The sequence below is a fragment of the Amycolatopsis thermoflava N1165 genome (assembly GCF_000473265.1).
Lineage (GTDB): Bacteria > Actinomycetota > Actinomycetes > Mycobacteriales > Pseudonocardiaceae > Amycolatopsis_E > Amycolatopsis_E thermoflava.
Genome location: NZ_KI421511.1, coordinates 5,908,351 through 5,928,945 on the forward strand (window position 1 = coordinate 5,908,351; position 20,595 = coordinate 5,928,945).

At 71.8% G+C, this 20,595-nt stretch carries 16 protein-coding genes; 9 read left to right on the top strand and 7 right to left on the bottom strand.

What is annotated here, in order from left to right; genetic code table 11:
- Positions 1-23: 23 nt before the first annotated feature.
- Together AMYTH_RS0129080 and leuS are read left to right on the top strand one after the other, a co-directional pair.
- On the top strand, positions 24-1,115 hold the full coding sequence (locus AMYTH_RS0129080; RefSeq protein WP_027933210.1) for an esterase-like activity of phytase family protein: 1,092 nt from the start codon (positions 24-26) through the stop codon (positions 1,113-1,115).
- 34 nt (positions 1,116-1,149) lie between these two features.
- The gene (gene leuS, locus AMYTH_RS0129085; protein WP_027933211.1) at positions 1,150-3,984 is read left to right on the top strand and encodes a leucine--tRNA ligase; all 2,835 of its coding nucleotides are present in this window, start codon (positions 1,150-1,152) and stop codon (positions 3,982-3,984) included.
- On the opposite strand, the gene AMYTH_RS0129090 is transcribed toward leuS, so the two are convergent.
- Positions 3,981-4,724: a TetR/AcrR family transcriptional regulator gene (locus AMYTH_RS0129090; RefSeq protein ID WP_027933212.1), complete on the bottom strand. Its 744-nt coding sequence runs from the start codon at positions 4,722-4,724 to the stop codon at positions 3,981-3,983. The genes leuS and AMYTH_RS0129090 overlap by 4 nt on opposite strands.
- A gap of 383 nt (positions 4,725-5,107) precedes the next feature.
- On the opposite strand from AMYTH_RS0129090, the gene ptsP reads away from it, so the two are divergent.
- Positions 5,108-6,739, top strand: coding sequence for a phosphoenolpyruvate--protein phosphotransferase (ptsP, locus tag AMYTH_RS0129095; protein WP_027933213.1), 1,632 nt, complete (start codon positions 5,108-5,110; stop codon positions 6,737-6,739).
- Between the two features lie 562 nt (positions 6,740-7,301).
- Here the strand turns inward: ptsP and AMYTH_RS0129100 are convergent.
- Genes AMYTH_RS0129100 through AMYTH_RS0129115 form a run of 4 tightly spaced genes read right to left on the bottom strand, consistent with a single transcriptional unit; the run spans position 7,302 to position 10,920 of the window.
- A complete protein-coding gene (locus AMYTH_RS0129100) occupies positions 7,302-7,919 on the bottom strand; it encodes a DUF1707 SHOCT-like domain-containing protein (protein ID WP_017985909.1) in 618 nt (205 codons plus the stop codon).
- 48 nt (positions 7,920-7,967) lie between these two features.
- Positions 7,968-8,612, bottom strand: coding sequence for a response regulator (locus tag AMYTH_RS0129105; protein WP_037322754.1), 645 nt, complete (start codon positions 8,610-8,612; stop codon positions 7,968-7,970).
- Positions 8,609-9,745 (bottom strand): MacS family sensor histidine kinase, encoded by a 1,137-nt coding sequence (gene macS, locus AMYTH_RS0129110; RefSeq protein WP_027933215.1) that lies wholly within the window; start codon positions 9,743-9,745, stop codon positions 8,609-8,611. Before macS ends, AMYTH_RS0129105 begins: the two co-directional genes overlap by 4 nt.
- Complete coding sequence (locus AMYTH_RS0129115; protein ID WP_027933216.1) at positions 9,742-10,920, bottom strand: AI-2E family transporter; 1,179 nt, start codon at positions 10,918-10,920, stop codon at positions 9,742-9,744. The genes macS and AMYTH_RS0129115 overlap by 4 nt, the downstream gene beginning before the upstream one ends.
- A 196-nt stretch (positions 10,921-11,116) precedes the next feature.
- Between AMYTH_RS0129115 and AMYTH_RS0129120 the strand changes: the two genes are divergently transcribed.
- From AMYTH_RS0129120 to AMYTH_RS0129140, 5 genes are all read left to right on the top strand, one after another.
- Positions 11,117-11,818, top strand: a complete 702-nt coding sequence (locus AMYTH_RS0129120) for a hypothetical protein (RefSeq protein WP_027933217.1) — start codon at positions 11,117-11,119, stop codon at positions 11,816-11,818.
- Positions 11,819-12,034: 216 nt separating this feature from the next.
- Positions 12,035-12,493 carry a hypothetical protein gene (locus AMYTH_RS0129125; RefSeq protein WP_027933218.1) on the top strand — a complete coding sequence of 153 codons (459 nt, stop codon included), beginning with the start codon at positions 12,035-12,037 and terminating at the stop codon, positions 12,491-12,493.
- A 41-nt stretch (positions 12,494-12,534) separates the two neighbouring features.
- Positions 12,535-12,780 (top strand): hypothetical protein, encoded by a 246-nt coding sequence (locus AMYTH_RS0129130; RefSeq protein ID WP_027933219.1) that lies wholly within the window; start codon positions 12,535-12,537, stop codon positions 12,778-12,780.
- A 286-nt stretch (positions 12,781-13,066) separates the two neighbouring features.
- Positions 13,067-13,978 carry a hypothetical protein gene (locus AMYTH_RS0129135; RefSeq protein ID WP_228685006.1) on the top strand — a complete coding sequence of 304 codons (912 nt, stop codon included), beginning with the start codon at positions 13,067-13,069 and terminating at the stop codon, positions 13,976-13,978.
- A gap of 196 nt (positions 13,979-14,174) precedes the next feature.
- Positions 14,175-17,060: a hypothetical protein gene (locus AMYTH_RS0129140; RefSeq protein WP_027933221.1), complete on the top strand. Its 2,886-nt coding sequence runs from the start codon at positions 14,175-14,177 to the stop codon at positions 17,058-17,060.
- A gap of 57 nt (positions 17,061-17,117) precedes the next feature.
- On the opposite strand, the gene AMYTH_RS0129145 is transcribed toward AMYTH_RS0129140, so the two are convergent.
- Positions 17,118-17,888 (bottom strand): dioxygenase family protein, encoded by a 771-nt coding sequence (locus AMYTH_RS0129145; RefSeq protein WP_027933222.1) that lies wholly within the window; start codon positions 17,886-17,888, stop codon positions 17,118-17,120.
- A 124-nt stretch (positions 17,889-18,012) separates the two neighbouring features.
- Between AMYTH_RS0129145 and AMYTH_RS0129150 the strand changes: the two genes are divergently transcribed.
- Positions 18,013-18,384: a hypothetical protein gene (locus tag AMYTH_RS0129150; RefSeq protein WP_027933223.1), complete on the top strand. Its 372-nt coding sequence runs from the start codon at positions 18,013-18,015 to the stop codon at positions 18,382-18,384.
- On the opposite strand, the gene AMYTH_RS0129155 is transcribed toward AMYTH_RS0129150, so the two are convergent.
- Positions 18,370-20,568 carry an excinuclease ABC subunit UvrA gene (locus tag AMYTH_RS0129155; RefSeq protein ID WP_027933224.1) on the bottom strand — a complete coding sequence of 733 codons (2,199 nt, stop codon included), beginning with the start codon at positions 20,566-20,568 and terminating at the stop codon, positions 18,370-18,372. The two genes, AMYTH_RS0129150 and AMYTH_RS0129155, sit on opposite strands and share 15 nt — an antisense overlap.
- Between the last annotated feature and the right edge of the window lie 27 nt (positions 20,569-20,595).

Genomic DNA, 20,595 nt, shown 5'->3' on the forward strand with positions numbered 1-20,595 from the left:
CCACATGCGCTGTGCTGCACGCCATGCTGAAGCGACTCTCGGTCGGCGCACTCGCCGGCTCTCTGCTCTTGACCGTCGCTCCCGCCGCACAGGCCGCTCCCGCGCCCGTGCGTTTCCTGGGGGAACAAATCATCTCGCACGCGCTGCCCGTCGGCGACTACACGATCGGGGAGTTGTCGAGCATCGACTACGACCCGCGCACCGGCGAGTACGTGTTCATCGCCGACGACACCTCCGAGGCGCCCGCGCGGTTCTTCACCGCGAAGGTCCCGGTGTCCGCCGACGGGCTCGGCCCGGTCACCTTCACCGGCGCGCAGCTGTTCCGGCAGCCGGACGGCGGCACCTACCCGGAGGACTCGGTCGACCCCGAGGAGATGCGGGTCGACCCGTGGACCGGCGCCTACTTCTGGAGCCAGGAGGGCATCCGGTCGGACACCGCGCTGATCGACCCGTCGGTGCAGGTGGCCCGGCGCGACGGTGGTTACGTGCGCACCCTGCCCACGCCGGACAACGAGCGGATGCGCCCGGACTCCGGCCCGCGCCGCAACCTCGTGCTGGAAGGGCTCACCTTCGCCGCCGCGGGCACGCTCGTCGTCAGCTCGGTGGAGGGCCCGCTGCTGCAGGACGGCCCGGTGGCCACACCCGAGCGGGGCGCGCTGTCCCGGATCACCGTCCAGGCCCGCACCGGTTCCGTCCTCGCGCAGTACGCCTACCCGCAGGAGCCGGTCTTCGCCGACTCGAACCCGCCCGGCGGCACCACCGACACCGGCGTCTCGTCGATCCTCGCCGCCGATCCGCTCGACCCGACGCGCTTCCTCGTGATGGAGCGCTCCTACGTGTCCGGCGTCGGCAACAAGGTGCGGATCTACGAGATCGACACGGCCGGCGCCACGAACGTCCTGCACACCGCGTCCCTGGACGGCGCGAAGGTGCGGCCGGTGCGCAAGAAGCTGCTCCTCGACCTGGCCGACTACCCGCTGTCCAAGGTCGACAACCTGGAGGGGATGACCTGGGGGCCGCGTCTGCCGAGCGGCGAGCGGACCCTGCTGCTGGTCAGCGACGACAACCTGTCGACCCGCCAGATCACGCAGGTCATCGCATTCGCGGTGCGCTGAGAGCCGGGCAGGCCGGGCCGCTTACCATGGTTGGGTGAGTGAAGCAATCGAGGAAACGCCCGGCCACCGGTACAACGCCGAGCTGGCCGGTCGGGTCGAGCTGCGCTGGCAGAACTACTGGGCCGATCACGGCACCTTCCACGCACCGAACCCGGCCGGCTCGCTGGCGACCGACTCCAGCGTTCCCTCGGACAAGCTCTTCGTGCAGGACATGTTCCCCTACCCGTCGGGGGCCGGCCTGCACGTCGGGCACCCGCTGGGCTTCATCGCCACCGACGTCTACGCCCGCTATCACCGGATGATCGGGCGCAACGTCCTGCACACCATGGGCTTCGACGCGTTCGGCCTGCCCGCCGAGCAGTACGCGGTGCAGACGGGGCAGCACCCGCGCACGACGACCGAGCAGAACATGGAGACCTACCTGCGGCAGATCCGCAGGCTGGGCCTTGGCCACGACGAGCGCCGCCGGATCGCGACGATCGATCCGGACTACTACAAGTGGACCCAGTGGATCTTCCTGAAGATCTACAACTCCTGGTACGACGAGAAGCTGGGCAAGGCCCGCCCCATCGTCGAGCTGGAGGCCGAGTACGCGCAGGACAAGCGCCGCACGCCCGACGGCCGCGGCTGGTGCGAGCTGACCCGCGCCGAGCAGCTGAAGATCCTGGACGAGCACCGGCTGGCCTACATCTCCGAGGCGCCGGTGAACTGGTGCCCCGGCCTCGGCACGGTGCTGTCCAACGAGGAGGTCACGCCGGACGGCCGCAGCGAGCGCGGCAACTTCCCGGTGTTCCGCCGCAACCTGCGCCAGTGGATGATGCGCATCACCGCCTACGCCGACCGCCTGGTCGACGACCTGGACCGGCTGGAGTGGCCGGAGAAGGTCAAGTCGATGCAGCGCAACTGGATCGGCCGCTCGCACGGCGCGCGCGTCACCTTCGCCGCCGGTGAGCACAAGATCGAGGTCTTCACCACCCGCCCGGACACGCTGTTCGGCGCCACGTACATGGTGCTGGCGCCCGAGCACCCGCTGGTCGACGAGCTGACCACGGCGGAATGGCCGTCCGATGTGGACGAGCGGTGGACCGGCGGGGCCGCCACCCCGGCCGAGGCCGTCGCCGCCTACCGCCGCGCCGCGTCCCGCAAGTCCGAACTGGACCGCCAGGAGAGCAAGGACAAGACGGGCGTCTTCGTCGGCTCGTACGCGGTGAACCCGGTCAACGGCAAGGAGATCCCGGTCTTCATCGCCGACTACGTGCTGATGGGCTACGGCACCGGCGCGATCATGGCGGTGCCCGCCCAGGACCAGCGCGACTGGGACTTCGCGGAGAAGTTCGGCCTGGAGATCGTGCGCACGGTCCAGCCGAGCGAGGGCTTCGACGGAAAGGCGTACACCGGCGACGGGGTCGCGATCAATAGTGGCTTCCTGGACGGGATGAACGTCGACGACGCCAAGAAGACGATCATCCAGTGGCTGGAGGAGAACGGCCACGGCGCCGGCACGGTGCAGTACAAGCTGCGCGACTGGCTGTTCTCGCGGCAGCGGTACTGGGGCGAGCCGTTCCCCATCGTGTACGACGAGGACGGCCAGGCGCACGCGATCCCGGAGCACATGCTGCCGGTCGAGCTGCCCGAGGTGGACGACTACTCGCCGCGCACGTTCGACCCGGAGGACGCCGACAGCGAGCCGTCGCCGCCGCTGTCCCGCGCGAGCGACTGGGTCGAGGTCGAGCTGGACCTCGGCGACGGCAAGAAGACCTACCGCCGCGACACCAACACGATGCCGAACTGGGCCGGTTCCTGCTGGTACCAGCTGCGCTACATCGACCCGGACAACGCGGAGCGGTTCGTCGACGCGGGCAACGAGCAGTACTGGATGGGTCCGCGCCCGGCCGAGCACGGCGTGAACGACCCGGGCGGTGTCGACCTGTATGTCGGCGGCGTCGAGCACGCGGTGCTGCACCTGCTGTACTCGCGGTTCTGGCAGAAGGTGCTGTTCGACCTGGGGTACGTCAGCGCCGAGGAGCCGTACCGGCGGCTGTTCAACCAGGGCTACATCCAGGCCTACGCCTACACCGACGAGCGCGGCTTCTACGTCCCGGCCGAGGAGGTCGAGGAGAAGGACGGCAAGTTCTTCCACCAGGGCAAGGAAGTCAAGCAAGAGTACGGGAAGATGGGCAAGAGCCTGAAGAACGTGGTCACGCCCGACCAGATGGCGGCGGACTACGGGGCCGACACCTTCCGGTTCTACGAGATGTCGATGGGCCCGCTGGCCGACTCCCGGCCGTGGGCGACCAAGGACGTCGTCGGCGCCCACCGGTTCCTGCAGCGCGTGTGGCGGCTGGTGGTCTCCGAGCAGACCGGTGAGCTGCGCGTGTCCGGCGCGGAGGCGACGGACGAGGACCGCCGGATCCTGCACAAGACCATCGCCGGGGTCCGCGACGACTACTCGGGCCTGCGGTTCAACACCGCCGGCGCGAAGCTGATCGAGTACAACAACCACCTGACCAAGGTCTACGGCGCCGCCGAGGCGACGCCGCGCGAGCTGGTCGAGCCGCTGGTGCTGATGCTGGCGCCGCTGTGCCCGCACATCGCCGAGGAGCTGTGGCACCGGCTGGGCCACGAGGACTCGCTGGTGCACGGCCCGTTCCCGGTCGCGGACGAGAAGTTCCTGGTCGAGGACACGGTGGAGTACCCGATCCAGGTCAACGGCAAGGTCCGCGCCCGGATCCAGGTGCCCGCCGATGCGGCGAAGGACGCCGTCGAGGCGGCGGCACTGGCCGACGAGAAGATCGCGGCGCTGCTGAACGGCGGCACGCCGCGCAAGGTCATCGTCGTGCCGGGCCGCCTGGTGAACGTGGTCCTCTAGGCGGTGTCGAGGCCGATCTCGCGCGCGAGGTCGGCCAGCAGCGCGTCGAACACGGCGTCCGGCTTGGACATCGGGATCGGGTAGTTGCCGAACACCTCGAGTGTCACGTGCCCGTAGAGGCGGGCCCAGAACTGGATCATCACGTACGTGGTGCCCAGGTCGAGCTTGTCCGGCGGGAAGTCGACCCCGGACTCGCGCAGCACCGCCAGCAGGTCGTCCTGGAACGCGGCCAGGTCGTCGTGCAGTTCGACGGGCACCGCTTCGGCGGGCGGGATCTCCAGCTGGAAGTTGGCCAGCAGGTGGCCGGCCGCGGTGAGGAAGATCCGGCCGAACGGCTCGTTGGCCCGGTTCAGAGTCGCCACGCTGCCCGCGGCCGAGCCGACCTCGCCGGTCGGCGACGCGAACACGAGCGTGAACTCCTTGGTGTGGGTGAGCGCCCAGCGCCGGAAGCCGCGGCAGATTGCGAAGAGCTGGACCGCACCGTCGTCGGGCAGCCCGGAGAGTTCTTCGGTGAGTTCGGCGGCCAGGTCGGCGACGACGTCGAGGCGGAGGTGCTCGACGAGGTCGTCGCGTGAGCCGTAGTACCGGTAGAGGGCGGGTGCGGTGATGCCGAGCTCGCGGGCGATGGCCCGCAGGGTCACGGCTTCCGGTCCGCGCTCGACGAGGAGCTTGCGCGCGGTGCGGCGGATGTCCTGATCGGTCGCCGCGCGCTCGCGACCCCGTCGGGTCGGCTTGTCCATCCCGGCATTCTAGAAGGTGAGTGCGGCATTTCCGACGGATTCGGGCGCCGCCGGTACCGATCGCTCGGGGGGCTACGCGATCGGTACCAGCGACCCGATGCCCGGCTTCCGGTGGCGCAACCGGTGCCGGACGCCAAGTGAGAGCCCGCGTGAACCCTGACGGGACGGCCCGATGTCGAGATTGCCCCGATCGGGTGACGTCGCGGACGCTCACTCTAGTGTCGCACCATCAGCCGCAGAAGTTACAAGAATCTTCACGTTTGCATAGGGAAGAGTGCCCGGACGGGCTCCCGCCCGCTCTGGTCGCGGTCCGGCGGCTGCGGAAGCCGCGGGTTCGTGGAACGCTGGTCGGGAACGGATCCGGAGAGGGTATGGTCTAGACCATGTCGGAAACGAGGCTGTCCGGGGTGCCGGTGAGCCCGGGTCGCGCGAGCGGTCCGGTCGTCGCCGTGGCCGAACCCGCAGGCGCGCCCGAGAGCGGGCCCGCACCGTCCGATCCGCAGGCCGAGGCCGCGCGGATCGCCCCCGCCGCGCGCGTGGTCGCCGAGCGGCTGGAAGCGCTTGCGGGCCAGGCGTCCGGCGACGCCGCGACGATCCTCCTGACCAGCGCGGCGATGGCGGGCGATCCGGCGCTGATCAGCGAGGCGGAACGGTTGGTGGCCGCGGAAGGCAGGCCGGCCGAGCGGGCGGTCTACGAGGCGGCGAACGGCTTCGCGAAAGCGCTTGCAGCGGCCGGCGGGTACATGGCCGAGCGGGTCCGCGACATCGAGGACATCCGGGACCGCGTGATCGCGGAGCTGCGGGGTGTCGCGCCGCCGGGCGTGCCCGACCTGGCCGGCCCGAGCGTGCTCGTCGCGCGGGACCTGGCGCCTGCCGACACGGCGGGCCTCGACCCGGCGCGGGTGCTCGCCCTGGTGACCGAGGAGGGTGGGCCGACCAGCCACACCGCGATCCTGGCCCGGTCGCTGGGCATCCCGGCGGTGGTGGCGGTGCGCGGGGTCCTCGCGCTGGAGGCGGACGCGCTGCTGGTGGACGGCGACACCGGCGTGGTGGAGGTCGTCGCGGCGGACGCCCCGGTGCTCGCCGCGACGCGCGAGGGCGCGTCGGAGTGGAACGGCATCGGGGCGACGGCGGACGACCACCGGGTCAAGGTGCTCGGCAACGTCGGGTCACCCGCGGACGCGCGGGCCGCCGCGGACGCGGGCGCGGAGGGCGTCGGCCTGTTCCGCACGGAGTTCTGCTACCTGGACGCACCGGCCGAGCCACCGGTCGGCGAGCAGCGTGCCGCGTACGCCGCGGTGCTGGCGCCGTTCACGGGGAAGCCGGTTGTCGTGCGGACGCTGGACGCGGGCGCCGACAAGCCGCTGGCCTTCCTGTCCCCGACAGCGGAACCGAACCCGGCGCTCGGTGTGCGGGGCCTGCGCGTGGCGTTCGACCGGCCGGACGTGCTGGACCGGCAGCTGGAGGCGATTGCCGGCGCGGCGGCGGATTCGGGCGCCGACGTGTCGGTGATGGCGCCGATGGTGGCGACAGCCGAGGAGGCGGCGTGGTTCGCGGAACGCGTGCGGGCGGCCGGGATCGCGCGGGCCGGGGTGATGATCGAGGTGCCCGCGGCGGCACTGGCGGCCGAGGAGATCCTGGCTGCGGTCGACTTCGTCTCGGTCGGCACGAACGACCTGGCGCAGTACACGTTCGCCGCGGACCGGCAGCTGGGCGCGGTGGCGGGCCTGAACGACCCGTGGCAGCCCGCGCTGCTACGGCTGATCGCGATGATCGGCGCGGCCGCGAAGGCGAGCGGCAAACCGGCGGGCGTGTGCGGTGAGGCGGCTGCGGACCCACTGCTGGCCCGCGTGCTCACCGGCCTGGGCATGACGAGCCTGTCGATGAACGCGAGCGCGATCCGCGCCGTGGGAGCCAGCCTGACCACAGCCACGCTGGCGGACTGCGAAGCGGCCGCCCAGGCGGCACTCAAGGCCGCGACACCGGCCGAGGCCCGCGCCGCAGCAAGGGGCTGACCGCAGACCGCTGGTGGGCAGTGCTGTTCGCGGGGTGTTGCCGAGGGGTTGCCGCGCGCGGAGTCCGCCGCGCCGCAGCCCTCCCGGAGCGCGCGGCCCTGGGCGCCGGGGAATGACTGCCTGCAGCTGATGGTGCCCACCGCTGGTGGGGCAGTGCTGCTGGCGATGTGCTGCTCGCGAAGTGCTGCTGGCGCCAGGGGTTGCCCGCGCGTCAGGTCACGCGTCACAGCCACCCGCAGCGCCCTGGGCACCCGGGAATGACCGCCCGCAGCTGATGGCGCCCACGGACCGTGGCGCCCCGCCCGAGGGTGCGCCGCCCTCGGGCGGTCTGTCGTTTCGGCGGATTTGCCGGCCCTCCGGAGCTGACCGCCGGGCGGTGGCACCCTCCGGCGCGAGTGCGCCACCGAGGTGGGCGCCGGCGCGACCGCCCCTCAGCCGCGCCGGTGCCCACCGCTCTCCGGCACCCCGCCTCGCCCACTCCTCCGGCGCGCTTACCCGCGCACCACGGGCGCCCTCCGCCCCCGACGCCATCGCGCCTCCGGCGCGCCGCCCCCGACTGCCGCTACAGGCCGAAGATCCCGCGCCGCGGGTGGCGGATCACCAGCGAGCCCCCGTGCAAGCGTCCGGCGAACACCAGCCGTGGGTTGCCCGGCCGGCCATCCGAACCCGTCTTGTCCTGCAGTGAGCCGTACTTGATCTCGGTGATCGCGTTCAGGTCGACCGCCGCGTGCTCGGGGATGATCACCTCGACCGACCCCCACTTGCAGTCCAGCTCGACTCGCACCACCGGGCTGCTCACCTGCGCCTCGCTGAAGTCGAGCTTCGTCGAGCCGTACCGGTTGCGCACCACGACCTCCGGCGGCACCAGCCAGCGGCCGTTGCGTACCAGCGCCGAGTACTTCGCGTTCAGCTCGAGCCGTTGGTCCGGCGAGTACGACACCGGGGGCGCGGCCGGATACACGTCGGGGTGCACCAGCCCGGGCAGGTCCGCCAGCACCGCGTTCAGCTCGCCCCGCGTCCGCGCCGCGAGCGCCGTGTCCGTGCGCTCGGTGAACTCGTCCAGGTCGATCATGCCGCGGCCGATCGCCTTCTGCAGCACCTCGACGACGTGCTCGCGCTCCGCGTCCGACACCCGCAGGTCGCGCGGGCTCATCGGCTTGGTCCCGGTCTCCTCGCCCATGCCACCACGCTACGGCCGCGGACCCCGAGCCGAGATCCGGGAAAATCCCTAGTCTTTGTCCAGCCCGTGCTCGATCGCGTAGCGCGCGAGCTCCACGCGGTTGTGCAGCTGCAGCTTCCGCAGCGTCGACTGCACGTGGTTCTCCACCGTCCGGTGCGACAACACGAGCCGCTCGGCGATCTGCCGCGCCGTGAGGCCCTTCGCGACGAGCCGCAGCACGTCGGTCTCCCGTTCGGTCAGCCGCGGCGGCGCCACCCCGCCCGCAGGCGCGTCCGCCATCCGCCGGTACTCGCCCAGCACCAGGCCGGCCAGCCCGGGCGTGAACACCGGGTCGCCCTCCGCCGTCCGGCGCACCGCTTCGACCAGTTCCCGCACCGACGCCGACTTCACCAGGTACCCGGACGCCCCGGCCTTGACCGCCTCCAGCACGTCGCTGTGCTCGCCGCTGGCCGACAGCACCAGCACCCGGGTGTCGGGCAGCGACGTGGTGATCTCGCGCGTCGCGTCCACCCCGGAGGTGCTGCCCAGGTTCATGTCCATCAGCACCACGTCGGGCCGGACCGCGGCCGCGATGCGTACCGCGGCGGTGGCGTCCGGCGCGGTCGCCCGCACGTCGAAGCCGTTCTCGGTCAGGTCGCGCGCCACGCCGTCCCGCCAGATCGGGTGGTCGTCGACGACCATCACGCTGATCATTTCCTCGGCACCCGGATCTCCCATTCGGTCCCCTGCCCTGGCGCGGTCTCCAGGGAGATCGTGCCACCGAGTTCCGCCACACGTCCCCGCATCGAGCGAACAACGCCCAACCGGCCCTCACCCTCCGCATCCGCGAGCCGTCCCTCGGGGATGCCGGGACCGTCGTCCCGCACGGTCACCACCACCTCGCGGCCGACGTCCTCCAGTAGCACCCACGCCTTGGCCGCTGGCCCGGCGTGCTTGTCGACGTTGGACAGGGCCTCGCGGACGACGGCGACCAGCTCCGCGGTCGTGCGCGACGGCAGGTTCACCTCACCGGCCGGAGCGGCGACCTGCACTTTCGACGACCCCAGCAGCTGCAGCGCGGCACGCAGGTCGGTCTCGCCGGTGCTGTGCCTCGTCGGCCCGGTGGTGACCAGCGCCCGCAGCGCGATCTCCTGCTCACCGGCCAGTTCGGCGAGCTCCGCCGCCTCCCCGCCCAGTTCGGCGCCGCGCCGCCGGACGCGCGCCAGCACCTGCAGCACGCTGTCGTGGATGTCGCGCGCCAGCCGTTCCCGCTCGGCGTTCGCGACCTCGGTGCGCAGCGCCTCGGCGAGCACCGCCGCCGACTTGCGGGCGGTCGTCGCGCTCATCCCGATCAGCAGTCCGCTCGCGACCAGCAGCACCCCGTCGCGCGCCACGTCGAGCGTGAACCCCTGCCGCGCGATCCCCGTCGCGGCCGCGACCACCAGTCCCGCGGCCACGCCACCGACCCCGCCGAAGCGGGTGCCCGCGGCGACCGGCGCGCCGGCCACCCACACGGTGGTGATCAGCGGCGCGACGGCCGCGTTCTGCGCGTCGGTCAGAATCCACGGCGAGGTCAGCATCAGGGCGCAGGTGACCACGACGTCGGCGAGGACGAACCAGCGCCACCGCCACCGCAGCGCCTCCCGCGCATACACCAGCGCGGTCGCGACCGTCCACAACGCCATCGCGCCGAGCACGGTCCAGGCCAGCCACGGGCGCTGGTAGCCGTCGCTGTGCACGATCACCGCGCCCAGCGCGAACAGCAGCGTCAGCACGCGCAGGCCGATCGTGCCCCACCACAGCGGGGTGGCCGGTTCGCGCGCCGTCGGTCCGAACCGGCGGCTCACGACTTGCCCGGTTCGCCGGGCTCCTTGTCCGCCTCCGCGGGGTCGGCGTTGGGCACGGCTTCGATGTCGTGCAGGACGTCGACCTCGGCCGGGTCCGGATCGGTCTCGTGCAGCAGCGAGCGCACCCCGGCGTTGATGATCGACATCAGCGGCACCGCGAGCAACGCGCCCGGGATGCCGTAGATGACGAGGCCTGCGGCGATGCCGAGCACCACGGCCAGCGGGTGCAGCTTCACGGCCCGGCCGAGCAGCAGCGGCTGCAGGATGTGGCTCTCCAGCTGCATCACCGCGATCAGGATCGCCAGCACGATCAGCGCGGTGACGAATCCCTTGGTGACAAGTGCGACGAGCACGGCGACCGCACCGGTGATCACCGCGCCGAAGATCGGGATGAACGCGCCGAGGAACACCAGCGTGGACAGCGGGATCGCGAGCGGGACGCCGAGGATCGCCAGGCCGATCCCGACGCCGACGGCGTCCACGACCGCGACCGCGGCGGTGGCGCGGACGAACGCGACCAGCGAGGCGAAGCCGCGCCGGCCCGCGACGTCCACCCGCTGCCGGACCTGGCCCGGGACGCCGAGCATCAGCCAGCTCCAGATCTTGTCCCCGCCCGCCAGGAAGAAGATCGTGACGAACAGCGTCAGCACGAACCCGGTGAGGATCTCGCCGACGGTGGTCGCCGTGGTGAGCGCGCTGTTGGTGAACGCCGCCTGGTTGTCCTGCAGGAAGGCGATCGAGTTGTCGAGGAACTGCTGGATCTGCTCCTGCTTGAGGTGCAGGTCGTTGATCAGCCAGTCGCGGATCTGGTCGAGGCTGTTGTTGACCTGGCTGGTCAGCGCGGGCAGACCGTCGGTGACGTTGATGACCACGAACGCGAGCAGCCCGCCGAGCACCGCGAGCCCGCCGATCAACACGATCGCCGTCGCGAGGCCCCGGGGCACCCGGATCTGCACCAGCCGCGCCACCGCCGGTGCGAGCAGCGCGGCGAGCAGCAGCGCGATCGCCACCGGGATCACCACGACCGACAGGAAGGCGAGCAGCCGCAGGATCAGGTAGGCGGCCGCGGCCACCACGAGGAACCGCCAGCTGAACGCGGCGCTGACCCGGAGCCCGCGCGGGACGACCGAGTCGTCGCTCAGGAATCCGTACTTCGGGGGCTGCGGCTCACTCACGGATCCACCCTATCGAGCCGGACGAATACGGCAGCGCAACTCGCGCAAGCGGCGTCCCGCCCAGGTCGTCACACGATCAGGCGCAGTGCCGGCAGCCGGCCAGCGCAGGTTCCGGCGGTATGTCAATCTCGGTCAAGATCGACACTGCGTGATCGCGTTGAGCACCCGGCGCGATGAGGGGAGTGGAAACTTCTCCATGTCGCGACGGACCTCGGCCGGGACCACCCCGGTGCGCGTGCTGCTCGGCATCGCCGGGGCGTTCGCGATCACGCTGGTGTCCTGGCTCCTCGCCTCGTCGGCGTCGGCCGCCGAGGAGCGGCCGGATCCGCTGGCGCCGTTGGCCGACCTGGTCGGCACGACGACGGAACCGGTGCACGAGGTCGTGCGGCAGGTGACCGAGGTGGTCGTGCCGCCGCTGCGGACCGACCGGATCGTCGCGGAGCTGACCGGCACCGCGCCGGTGTTCCGCGAACCGGTGCGCGCGACCGGCAACACCAGCACGACCCGGGCGAGCGCCCCACCACCGGCCGCGCCGGAACGCCGAGCCACGGCGAAGCCGCGACCGCCGGAGCGGCAACCGGTCCCGGTGCGCATCACGCCACCGGCGCCGCAGGTGGTCAAAGACGTCGTCGCGCCGGTCCGGCTCCCGGAACCGGCGCCGGAAGCGGTGCCGGACGCGCCGCGGCTGGTGGAGCCGAGGCCGGACGCGCCGGAACCGGCGACTCCGGTGCCGCCCGCCAACGGAGTCTGCACGGCTCCGGTGCACGCGACGGATACGGCAGGCGCGTGCCCGCCACGTCCGGCGCCGCCGCCGGTGCCTGCCGGAATGGCCGCCCGGCCCCGTCCGGCCTTCACCGAATTCATCCGGGCGGACCGCCCGCAGGTCTCCCCCGACTGATTCCGGCGCAATTCGCCGCGTCGTTTCCAACTGTTTTTCTTCGTGTCCATTTTTAGCCGCTCTGACCAGCAGTGGAGCGGCTGTTTGTGCTGCCCGGAAACGCTTTCTTCACACTTCCGGGTAGTCGATCTGGTGAATTCTTCCATTCGACGTTTAACGTCATTTGCGACGGGAGTGCGTGGAACTTCCGGCCGAATGAAGAGGAGTGCACTGACGATGTTCAGCAAATTCCGCAAGACGACGGCGGCGGCGGTGCTGGTGGGGGCCGGCCTGCTCGCGATGGGCGCCACCGGGGGGACGGCGTCGGCGGCGACGGGATCGGAACCGTCCGGCCTGACCTGCCCCGCGCAGGTGCCGTCGCAGCCGACCGGCGCCGACTACGTCAACGCGTGGAACCAGTCCGGGGCCTGCTTCGGCGCCGGCGCCGCGGGGCTGGTCAGCTCGGCGTGGGCGGGTGCGATCCCGTCGATCCTGCAGGGGGCGGCGGGGGCCACCGGCGTCCGGGACGACAGCGGGCTGACCGCTCCGGTGGTCGTGCCGTCGCACCCGACGGGCGCGGACTACGTCAACGCCTGGAACGAGTCCGGCGCGCTCGCCGGCGCGGGTGCCGCCGGCCTGGTCAGCTCTGCCTGGGCGGGCGCGATCCCGTCCATCGTGCAGGGCGCCCTCGGATAGCGCTTTCACCCAAGAACACCGCAAACAAAGGAGTGCACGTCATGCGCAAGACCCTGATCCGCGGCACCGCCGCTTTCGCTCTCGCCCTCGGCGCCTTCGCCTTCGCCGGAACGGCGTCGGCCGACGAGCTGAGTGCTCCGGTCGTGGTGCCGTCGTATCCGACGGGCGCGGACTACGTCAACGCCTGGAACGAGTCCGGCGCGCTCGCCGGCGCGGGTGCCGCCGGCCTGGTCAGCTCTGCCTGGGCGGGCGCGATCCCGTCCATCGTGCAGGGCGCGCTGGGCTGATTTCCCTTGGTGCGCCCAGGATCCCTCGCATCCTGGGCGCACCGGGGCCCGGTCACCTCCCGTGAGGCCCGACCACACCCAGTGTTCTTCACACGATCGTGCGATCAAGTCGTGTCGAAGGTGCGAGGGCCGCCCGGGGTTTGGTTATCTCGACAGCGCAAGCGGTTACCGCATCAATGCGAATACGTTTCGGACACGGTCCGGCGGGGAAACCGCGATCAACTTTTTCGACAGGAGAACGGTGTTGCAGGCGAACGCGGCCATGGGACGGGGTACGGCATCCGCCGTGCGCTGGCTCGTCCGCGCCCTGCTCGTGATCGCCGGTGCCGCGCTCGGCACAGCGGCCGCCTGGCTGATCGGCGACGCCACCGCCTCCGCCACCCAGATCGCCCCCGCTCCCGCCGACACGCGCACGAGCGGTGACGAGCCGACCCCGGTCACCGACCGCGTGGTCACCGCGACCGACGACCTCACCTGGGGCGCGTCCGACCTGGTCGGCAACGCCACGGCGACCGTGCTGGAGTACGGCATGGCCGGCGGTCCGGTGGACCCCGCCCGCGGCGAGGAGGCCGCGTCGGACCTGCGCCAGACGATCCACTCGTTCACGCGCGACGCGGTCCTGCACCCGGTCGAGCGCACCCTCGGCACGGCCGAGCACATCAGCCGCAAGCCGCAGGACGCGCCGCAGGTGATCGGACAGGCGCTGACCCCGCCGCCCGCGGTCAAGGACTTCGGCAACAAGGTGTGGAACATCCTGCACCCGGCGGGCGCAAGCCTGATCAAGCTGCCGAGCCTCGACGGCTCGGGCGACGACGGACAGCCTGCCGCGCTCCCCGCGGCCGAGGTCCTGCCCGCTCCCGCTGCCGAAGCCGTGATGGGCCCGGTCGCCAACGCGCTTCCGGACAGCACGCACGGTCAGTCGGCCACGGCCGGTCAGCGCGACCGCGCCGCCGACCGTACCGATGGCGAGCACGGGGACCAGTTCCCGTACTCGCCGCTGCGCGGACCGCTCGCGCCCGCGGGCGTTCCGTTCTCCCCCGGTGGCGCTGTCACCGGTGGTCACATCGACGGCCTGCTGTTCGGCGTTCCCGCCGGCGGCCCGGCCGTGCGTGGTGTGGACGACCGCAGTGCCGTCCGCATCGTTTCCCGGCACACGCCGGTTCAGCCGGGCGAGCAGCCCGGTGTCACTCCTGACTGATTTCCGCGCGGGGTAGCTCGAAGCGCCGCCCTGTTCGCCGTGCCCCTTCTTCGGGCCGGTGTCGCGCGCGCAACCAGAGCACCCCGCTTTTCAGCCCTCGCGGGCGCACTCACCCATGCCCGCGAACCCCGGTGCTCCGTTAGCGCACCGACCCTCAAGCCCCGCAAGGGAACCCGAAGAAAAGGAGAAACCCTCGATGCAGACCTGGGCAAAGCGCGGAATCCAAACCGCGCTGGTCACGGGTGGCTTGCTGATGCTGGGTACCGGCATCGCATCTGCCGACGAGAACGTCAACCCGGACAGTCCGGCCGGTCCGCTGGACGTCAACCTGAGCGTGCCGGTCGACATCCAGGACAACGCCCTGGGCACCCTGGGCAAGCAGATCAACCTGCCTGAGGTCCACAAGGAGATCAGCACCAAGCCGATCACCGACGCCGCCAACAAGGCCGCTGCCCCGGTCACCAAGACCGGCGCCCTCAAGCCCGCCGCCCCGGCGATGGGCGCCGCCAACGGCGTGGTCGCCAAGGCCACCGACGCCGCCACCGGTGCGGCGCAGCGCGTGGGCCAGGCCACCAACCCGGGTGCGCAGCGCGCCACGGTCGCGCAGGACGCCGCTCCGTCCGTGCAGGACAACGGCGACCCGTTCCACGGCAACAAGGTCTCGCTGAACGCCGCCCTGCCGATCCTGATCAGCGGCAACGCGCTCGGTGTGCTGGGTGACGCGGCCGTCGAGTCGGACGCCACTCAGACCTACGAGCACAACTCGGACATCAACACCGACGGCTCGCACGGCGGCCTCGCCGGCAACGTCGTCGCGCTGGACTGGGCCCTGCCCGTCCAGATCTCGGGCAACGCGCTCGGCCTCGTCGGCAGCGGCCACACCTCGGGCAGCGCGACCCAGGAGGCGTCGACCACCGGTGACATCGTCACCGACGGCACCAACGGCGGCCTGGCCGGCAACGTCATCGCCCCGCAGGGCGCGACCCCGCTGCAGGTTTCGGGCAACGCGCTGGGCTGGTTCCTCGGCCACGCCGAGACCGACTTCGAAGGCTCCAGCGAGGCGGAGTCCGGCGGCTCGATCGAGACGCACGGCTCGAAGGGCGCGGGCACCGGCAACGTCGCGGGCGTCCCGGTGGCCCTGCCCGCCAAGGTGTCCGGCAACGCCATCTCCTGGGGTGGCGACGCCGACGTCCCGGCCGGCTCGTACGACGCCGAGGCCGAGGCCGGCGACACCGCCGACGGCCCGCGTGGCCCGAGCTACATCCAGACCGACGGTGACGACTCGTTCCTGGCGGGCAACGTCGCGCAGCCGCAGCCCGCGGTGCCGGCGACCGTCGCGGGCAACGCCGCGGCCTGGATCGGCAACTCGCTCGTCGGCGGTGGCGCGGACCGCCAGGCCGGTGGCGTGGACCTCGGCAGCGAGGCCACCTCGGGCGGGACCACCAGCACCAGCGGTGAGAACGCGGCCGGCTCCGGCAACATCGCCGACGCGCCCGTCGCCCTGCCCGTCGAGGCGTTCTGCGTCGGCGGCACCTGGATCGGCAACGCGCACGCCAACGGCTGCGACAACGACACCGAGGCGCAGGCCGGTTCGGACACCTTCACCTCCGGCAACGGCAGCTTCCTCGGCGGCAACAGCGTTTCGGCTCCGCCGGCGGGCACCGTCGAGGTGTTCGGCGTGGGCGGCTCGTGGATCGGCAACGCCTCGGGCAGCGCGACCGAGACGAAGGACGTCAAGGCCGGTGGCTACACCGGGACGCTGGGCAACGACTCGGCGGGCTCCGGCAACGCCGTGCAGGTCCCGGTGGCTGTGCCCGCCGAGATCTTCGGCGTCGGCGGCTCGTGGATCGGTCAGGGGGCCGGGGAGGCTTCCGAGACCAAGACCGTGACCTCCGGTGGCGACGGCAACACCCAGGACGACAACGCCGCGGCCTCCGCGAACCTGGTCCAGGTTCCGGTGTCGGCCCCGGTTCAGGTGTTCGGCATCGGTGGCGCGTGGATCGGCCAGGGCGCCGGTGCGGCCACGACCGACACCACCTCGACCGCGGGTGGCGACGGCAAGGCGACCGGCAAGGAAGGCTTCGCGGCAGGCAACCTCGCCGCGGTGCCGGTTTCGCTGCCCGCCCAGGTGCACGGCCTCGGCGCCGCGTGGATCGGCAACGGCTTCGGCGAGTCGGAGAACGTGACCGACTCGACCGCGGGCGGCGACCTGAACACCACCGGTGAGGGCGGCTCCGTCGCGGGCAACATCGTCGAGGCGCCGGTCGGCGCCGTGGCCACCGTCTTCGGTGACGCCGCGGTCTGGGGCGGCGTGGTCAAGGGCGACGCGTCCAACGACGTCGTCTCGACCGCTGGTGGCGACGCCGAGACCAACGGCGAGGGCGGCTCGATCGCGGGCGACGTGATCGCGGCGCAGGCGCTGCCGGTGGCCCAGGTGTTCGGCAACGCCGCGAGCCTGGTCGGTGTCGCGCACGCGGCCGGTGTCAACAACACCGAGGCCAACTCGGGTGGCGACATCACCACCTCGGGCGAGGGCGGCGCGCTGTCCGGCGACATCTTCGACGTCCCGGCCGCGGCCGTGGCGCAGGTGTTCGGCAACGCCCTGTCCGTGGGCGGGGTCGCGCACGCGGTGGCCGACAACACCACCACCGGGACCGTGGGCGGCACGGACACCACGTCCGGCCCGGCCAAGGCGCTGTCCGGGATCAGCAAGCAGGTGCCGCTGGGTGTCGTCGCCCAGGTCTACGACATCCCGCTGGGCCTGATCGCGGTCACCAGCACGACGGTCAGCAACGCGACGGACATCTCGGTCGCGGGCAAGGAGCCGCAGATCGACCTGCCGATCACGATGCCGGAGATGGGCGCCACCGCCCTGCCGACGCTGCCGGCGCTGCCCGCTCGCTCGGAGCGCTCCGCGCTGCCGCAGGTCAACACGCTCCCGGTCGAGCTGCCTGCGGGCGTCGAGGGTGTCCTGCCCGCCGGTGACCTCCCGGCCATCGCGCAGCTGGACTCCAACCCGACCGCCGTCTTCCAGCAGGTCAACGACCTGGTCAGCGGCAAGGGGATCAACATCAAGGGCTGACGCCCTGACGAAGTGAAAACGGGCCCGGTGGTGCTTCCGGGCCCGTTTTCCTTTGCCTCAACCGATCTGCACGGACCGTTTCGCGAGGCCGTACCAGTAGCCGTCGATGACCGTTTCCGGCCTGGCGTCCTCGAAACCGGCGCCGAGGCTGACGAACAACGGCGCGAAGTGCTCGATGCGCGGGTGCGCGAGCGTCGCGGCGGGCGCCTTGTGGCGGAAGTCGAGGAGCGCGTCGATGTCGTTGGCCTGCAACGTTTCCGCGCCCCACTGGTCGAACTCGGTGGACCACTGCGGCGGGTTGCCGTCCACGCCGACGCCCATCGCGGAGAGGTTGTGCGTGAAGAACCCGCTGCCGATGATCAGCACGCCTTCGTCCCGCAGCGGCTTCAGCTTGCGGCCCAGCTCGAACAGCTTGTGCGGGTCCAGCGTCGGCATGGACATCTGCAGCACCGGCACGTCCGCGTCGGGGTACATCTCGACGAGCGGCACGTAGGCGCCGTGGTCGAGGCCGCGGTCGGGAGCCTCGTGCACCTCGGTCCCGGGGCCGGACAGGAGTTTCCGCACCTTCGCGGCCAGCTCGGGCGCGCCGGGCGCCGGGTAGGTCACGGTGTAGTAGTGCTCGGGGAAGCCCCAGAAGTCGTAGACCAGCGGAACCGTGGTGGTCGCGCCGACGGTGACCGGCGCCTCCTCCCAGTGCGCCGAGACGACGAGGATCGCCTTGGGCTTGGGCAGGTTCGCCGACCAGTCGGCCAGCTGACGGGTCCACCGGGCGTCGTCGGCGAGCGGCGGCGCGCCATGGCTCAGGTAGAGCACGGGAGTCGCACTCATCGCAGCCTCCATGTTTGAAAGTTCAACTACTACGGTACCCGACGCCCCGGAGGCGCGCAGTATTCCCGCGCGCGGAACCGGTACAGAGTGGCCGTACCCGGACGGCGCGCGCCTATCCTGAGCCATGGTGGTCAACGTGGCGATCTACCTGGTCGTGTGTGCCACGCCGCCGGTGCTGTTCTGGCTCGCGAGCAAGGCGCCCGCGGTGGCCGCCGCCTTCCGTCGCCGCCGCGAACCGGCGCCCTCCGGCCTGCCCATCGAACGCCTCGCGGCGGACCTGCGCCGGGTGCACCGCTGCCTGACGGACCTTGCCCCGGACGCGCCGATGCTGCGCCGCCGCGCGACCCACCAGGCCTACGACGCGTTACTGGTCCAGGCGTGCGCGGCGCTCGGCCTGCCGCACTGGCTGGACGAGCTGCCCGAAGGCGTGGAACGCGACATCGAGCGGCTGCGGGTGGAGGAGTCGTTGCGCCGGGCCGGGTTAGTGGTCCCCTGACAGCCGGGCCAGGTGCCGCCCGGTCTTCGACCCCGGCTGACGGGCCAGCTCCGCGGGCGGTCCCTGGAACAGCACCCGCCCGCCGTGCCTGCCCGCCCCGGGACCCAGGTCGACCACCCAGTCCGCCCTGGCGATCACGTCGAGGTCGTGCTCGATGACGACGACGGTCGAGCCGGCCGCCACCAGCCGGTCGAACAGCTCGACCAGGCCGGCGACGTCGGAGGGGTGCAGCCCGGTGGTGGGTTCGTCGAAGACGTAGGTCCGGCCGGGGCGGGAAAGTTCGACGGCGAGCTTCAGGCGCTGGCGTTCCCCGCCGGACAGCGTGTTCAGGGGTTGCCCGAGCGACAGGTAGCCGAGGCCGACGTCGACGAGCCGGTCCAGCATCGGCTCGTCGGGGAACACGCTCCGCGCGTCCCGCGCGGACAGGTCGAGCACCTCGCTGATCGTGTGGCCGCGGTAGGTGTGGCGCAGGACGTCGTCGACGAACCGGCGTCCCTGGCACTCCTCGCACGTCGTGACCATCGGGTCGAGGAAGGCCAGGTCCGTGTAGATCACGCCGAGGCCGTTGCAGCGCGGGCAGGCGCCGTCCGAGTTGGCGCTGAACAGCGAGGCGCTGACCCCGTTCGCGGCGGCGAACCGCTGCCGGATGCCGTCGAGCATCCCGGTGAAGGTCGCCGGGCTCGACCGGCGCGATCCGCGGATCGGGCTCTGGTCGACCGACACCGCGTCCGGGACGAACCCGTGCACCAGCGTGCTCTTGCCGGACCCGGCCACCCCGGTGACCACCGTCAGCACACCCAGCGGGATGTCCACGTCGACCCCGCGGAGGTTGTGCCGCGTGGCGCCGCGGATCTCCAGGAACCGCTCGGCCGGGCGCGGGTTCTCCTTGATCCGGGGGCGGTGCCGCAGGTAGCGGCCGGTCGGCGTGTCCGCCAGTCCGGCGACCCCGCCCTGGTAGACCACCTGGCCACCGTCCTGCCCAGCGCCGGGCCCGAGGTCGACGACGTGGTCGGCCGCGGCGATCACGTCCGGGTCGTGCTCGACCACCAGGACGGTGTTCCCCTTGTCCCGCAGGCTCTTCAGCAGGGCGACCAGCTGGGTCACGTCGTCCGGGTGCAGCCCGACGCTCGGCTCGTCGAACACGTAGAGCATGTCGGTGAGGCTGCTGCCCAGGTGGCGCACCATCTTCACGCGCTGCGACTCGCCGCCGGACAGGGTCGACGTCGGGCGGTCCATCGTGAGGTAGCCGAGGCCGATCGACACGAGCCGCCGCAACTGCGCGGCCAGCCCGGCGACCACCGGCTCCGGTTCGGTCAGCGTCCGCACGAAGGCCAGCAGGTCCTCGGCCTCCATCGCGGCGCACTCGGCGATCGACCGTCCGGCCACTTTGGACGCCAGCGCCTCCGGTGACAGCCGCGCGCCGTGGCACTTCGGGCACGTCTCCTGGGTGACGACCCGCTCGAAGGCCTCGCGGGTGCGGCCCTTCAGCGAGTCGGCGTCCTTCGGCAGCCAGATGCGTTCGAACCGCGGCAGCAGCCCTTCGTACTTCGCGGACGGCGCGTCCGGCGCGCCGTGCAGGAACGCGTCCCACTCCGCGGGCGTGTACTCGGCGAGCGGTTTGTCCAGGTCGAACAGGCCGGAGTCGGCGAAGGTGCGCCACATCCAGCCGCCGGGCTGGAACGTGGGGAACCGGATCGCGCCCTCGTTGAGCGAGCGGCTGCGGTCGATGAGTTCGTCGACGACGATCGTCCGTGCGGTGCCCAGCCCGGTGCAGCGCGGGCACATCCCCTGGGGGTCGTTGAAGGAGAACGCGTTCGAGTACCCGGCGAACGGCCGGCCGGCGCGCGACCAGAGCAACCGCATCAGCGAGCAGATGTCGGTGACCGTGCCGACCGTCGAACGCGGTCCGCCACCGAGGCGTTTCTGGTCCACCACGATCGCGGCGGACAGGTTCTCGATCGCGTCCACGTCGGGCTGGCCGTAGCGGGGCAGCCGGTTACGCACGAAGGTGGTGAACGTCTCGTTGAGCTGCCGCTGGGACTCGGCCGCGATCGTGTCGAAGACCAGCGAGGACTTGCCCGACCCGGACACCCCGGTGACCACGGTGAACGCGTGCTTCGGCAGTGCGACGGTGACGTCCCGGAGGTTGTGCTCGCGGGCGCCAACGACCCGTAGTTCAGTCATGCCGTCGACGCTAGGAACGATCGCGGC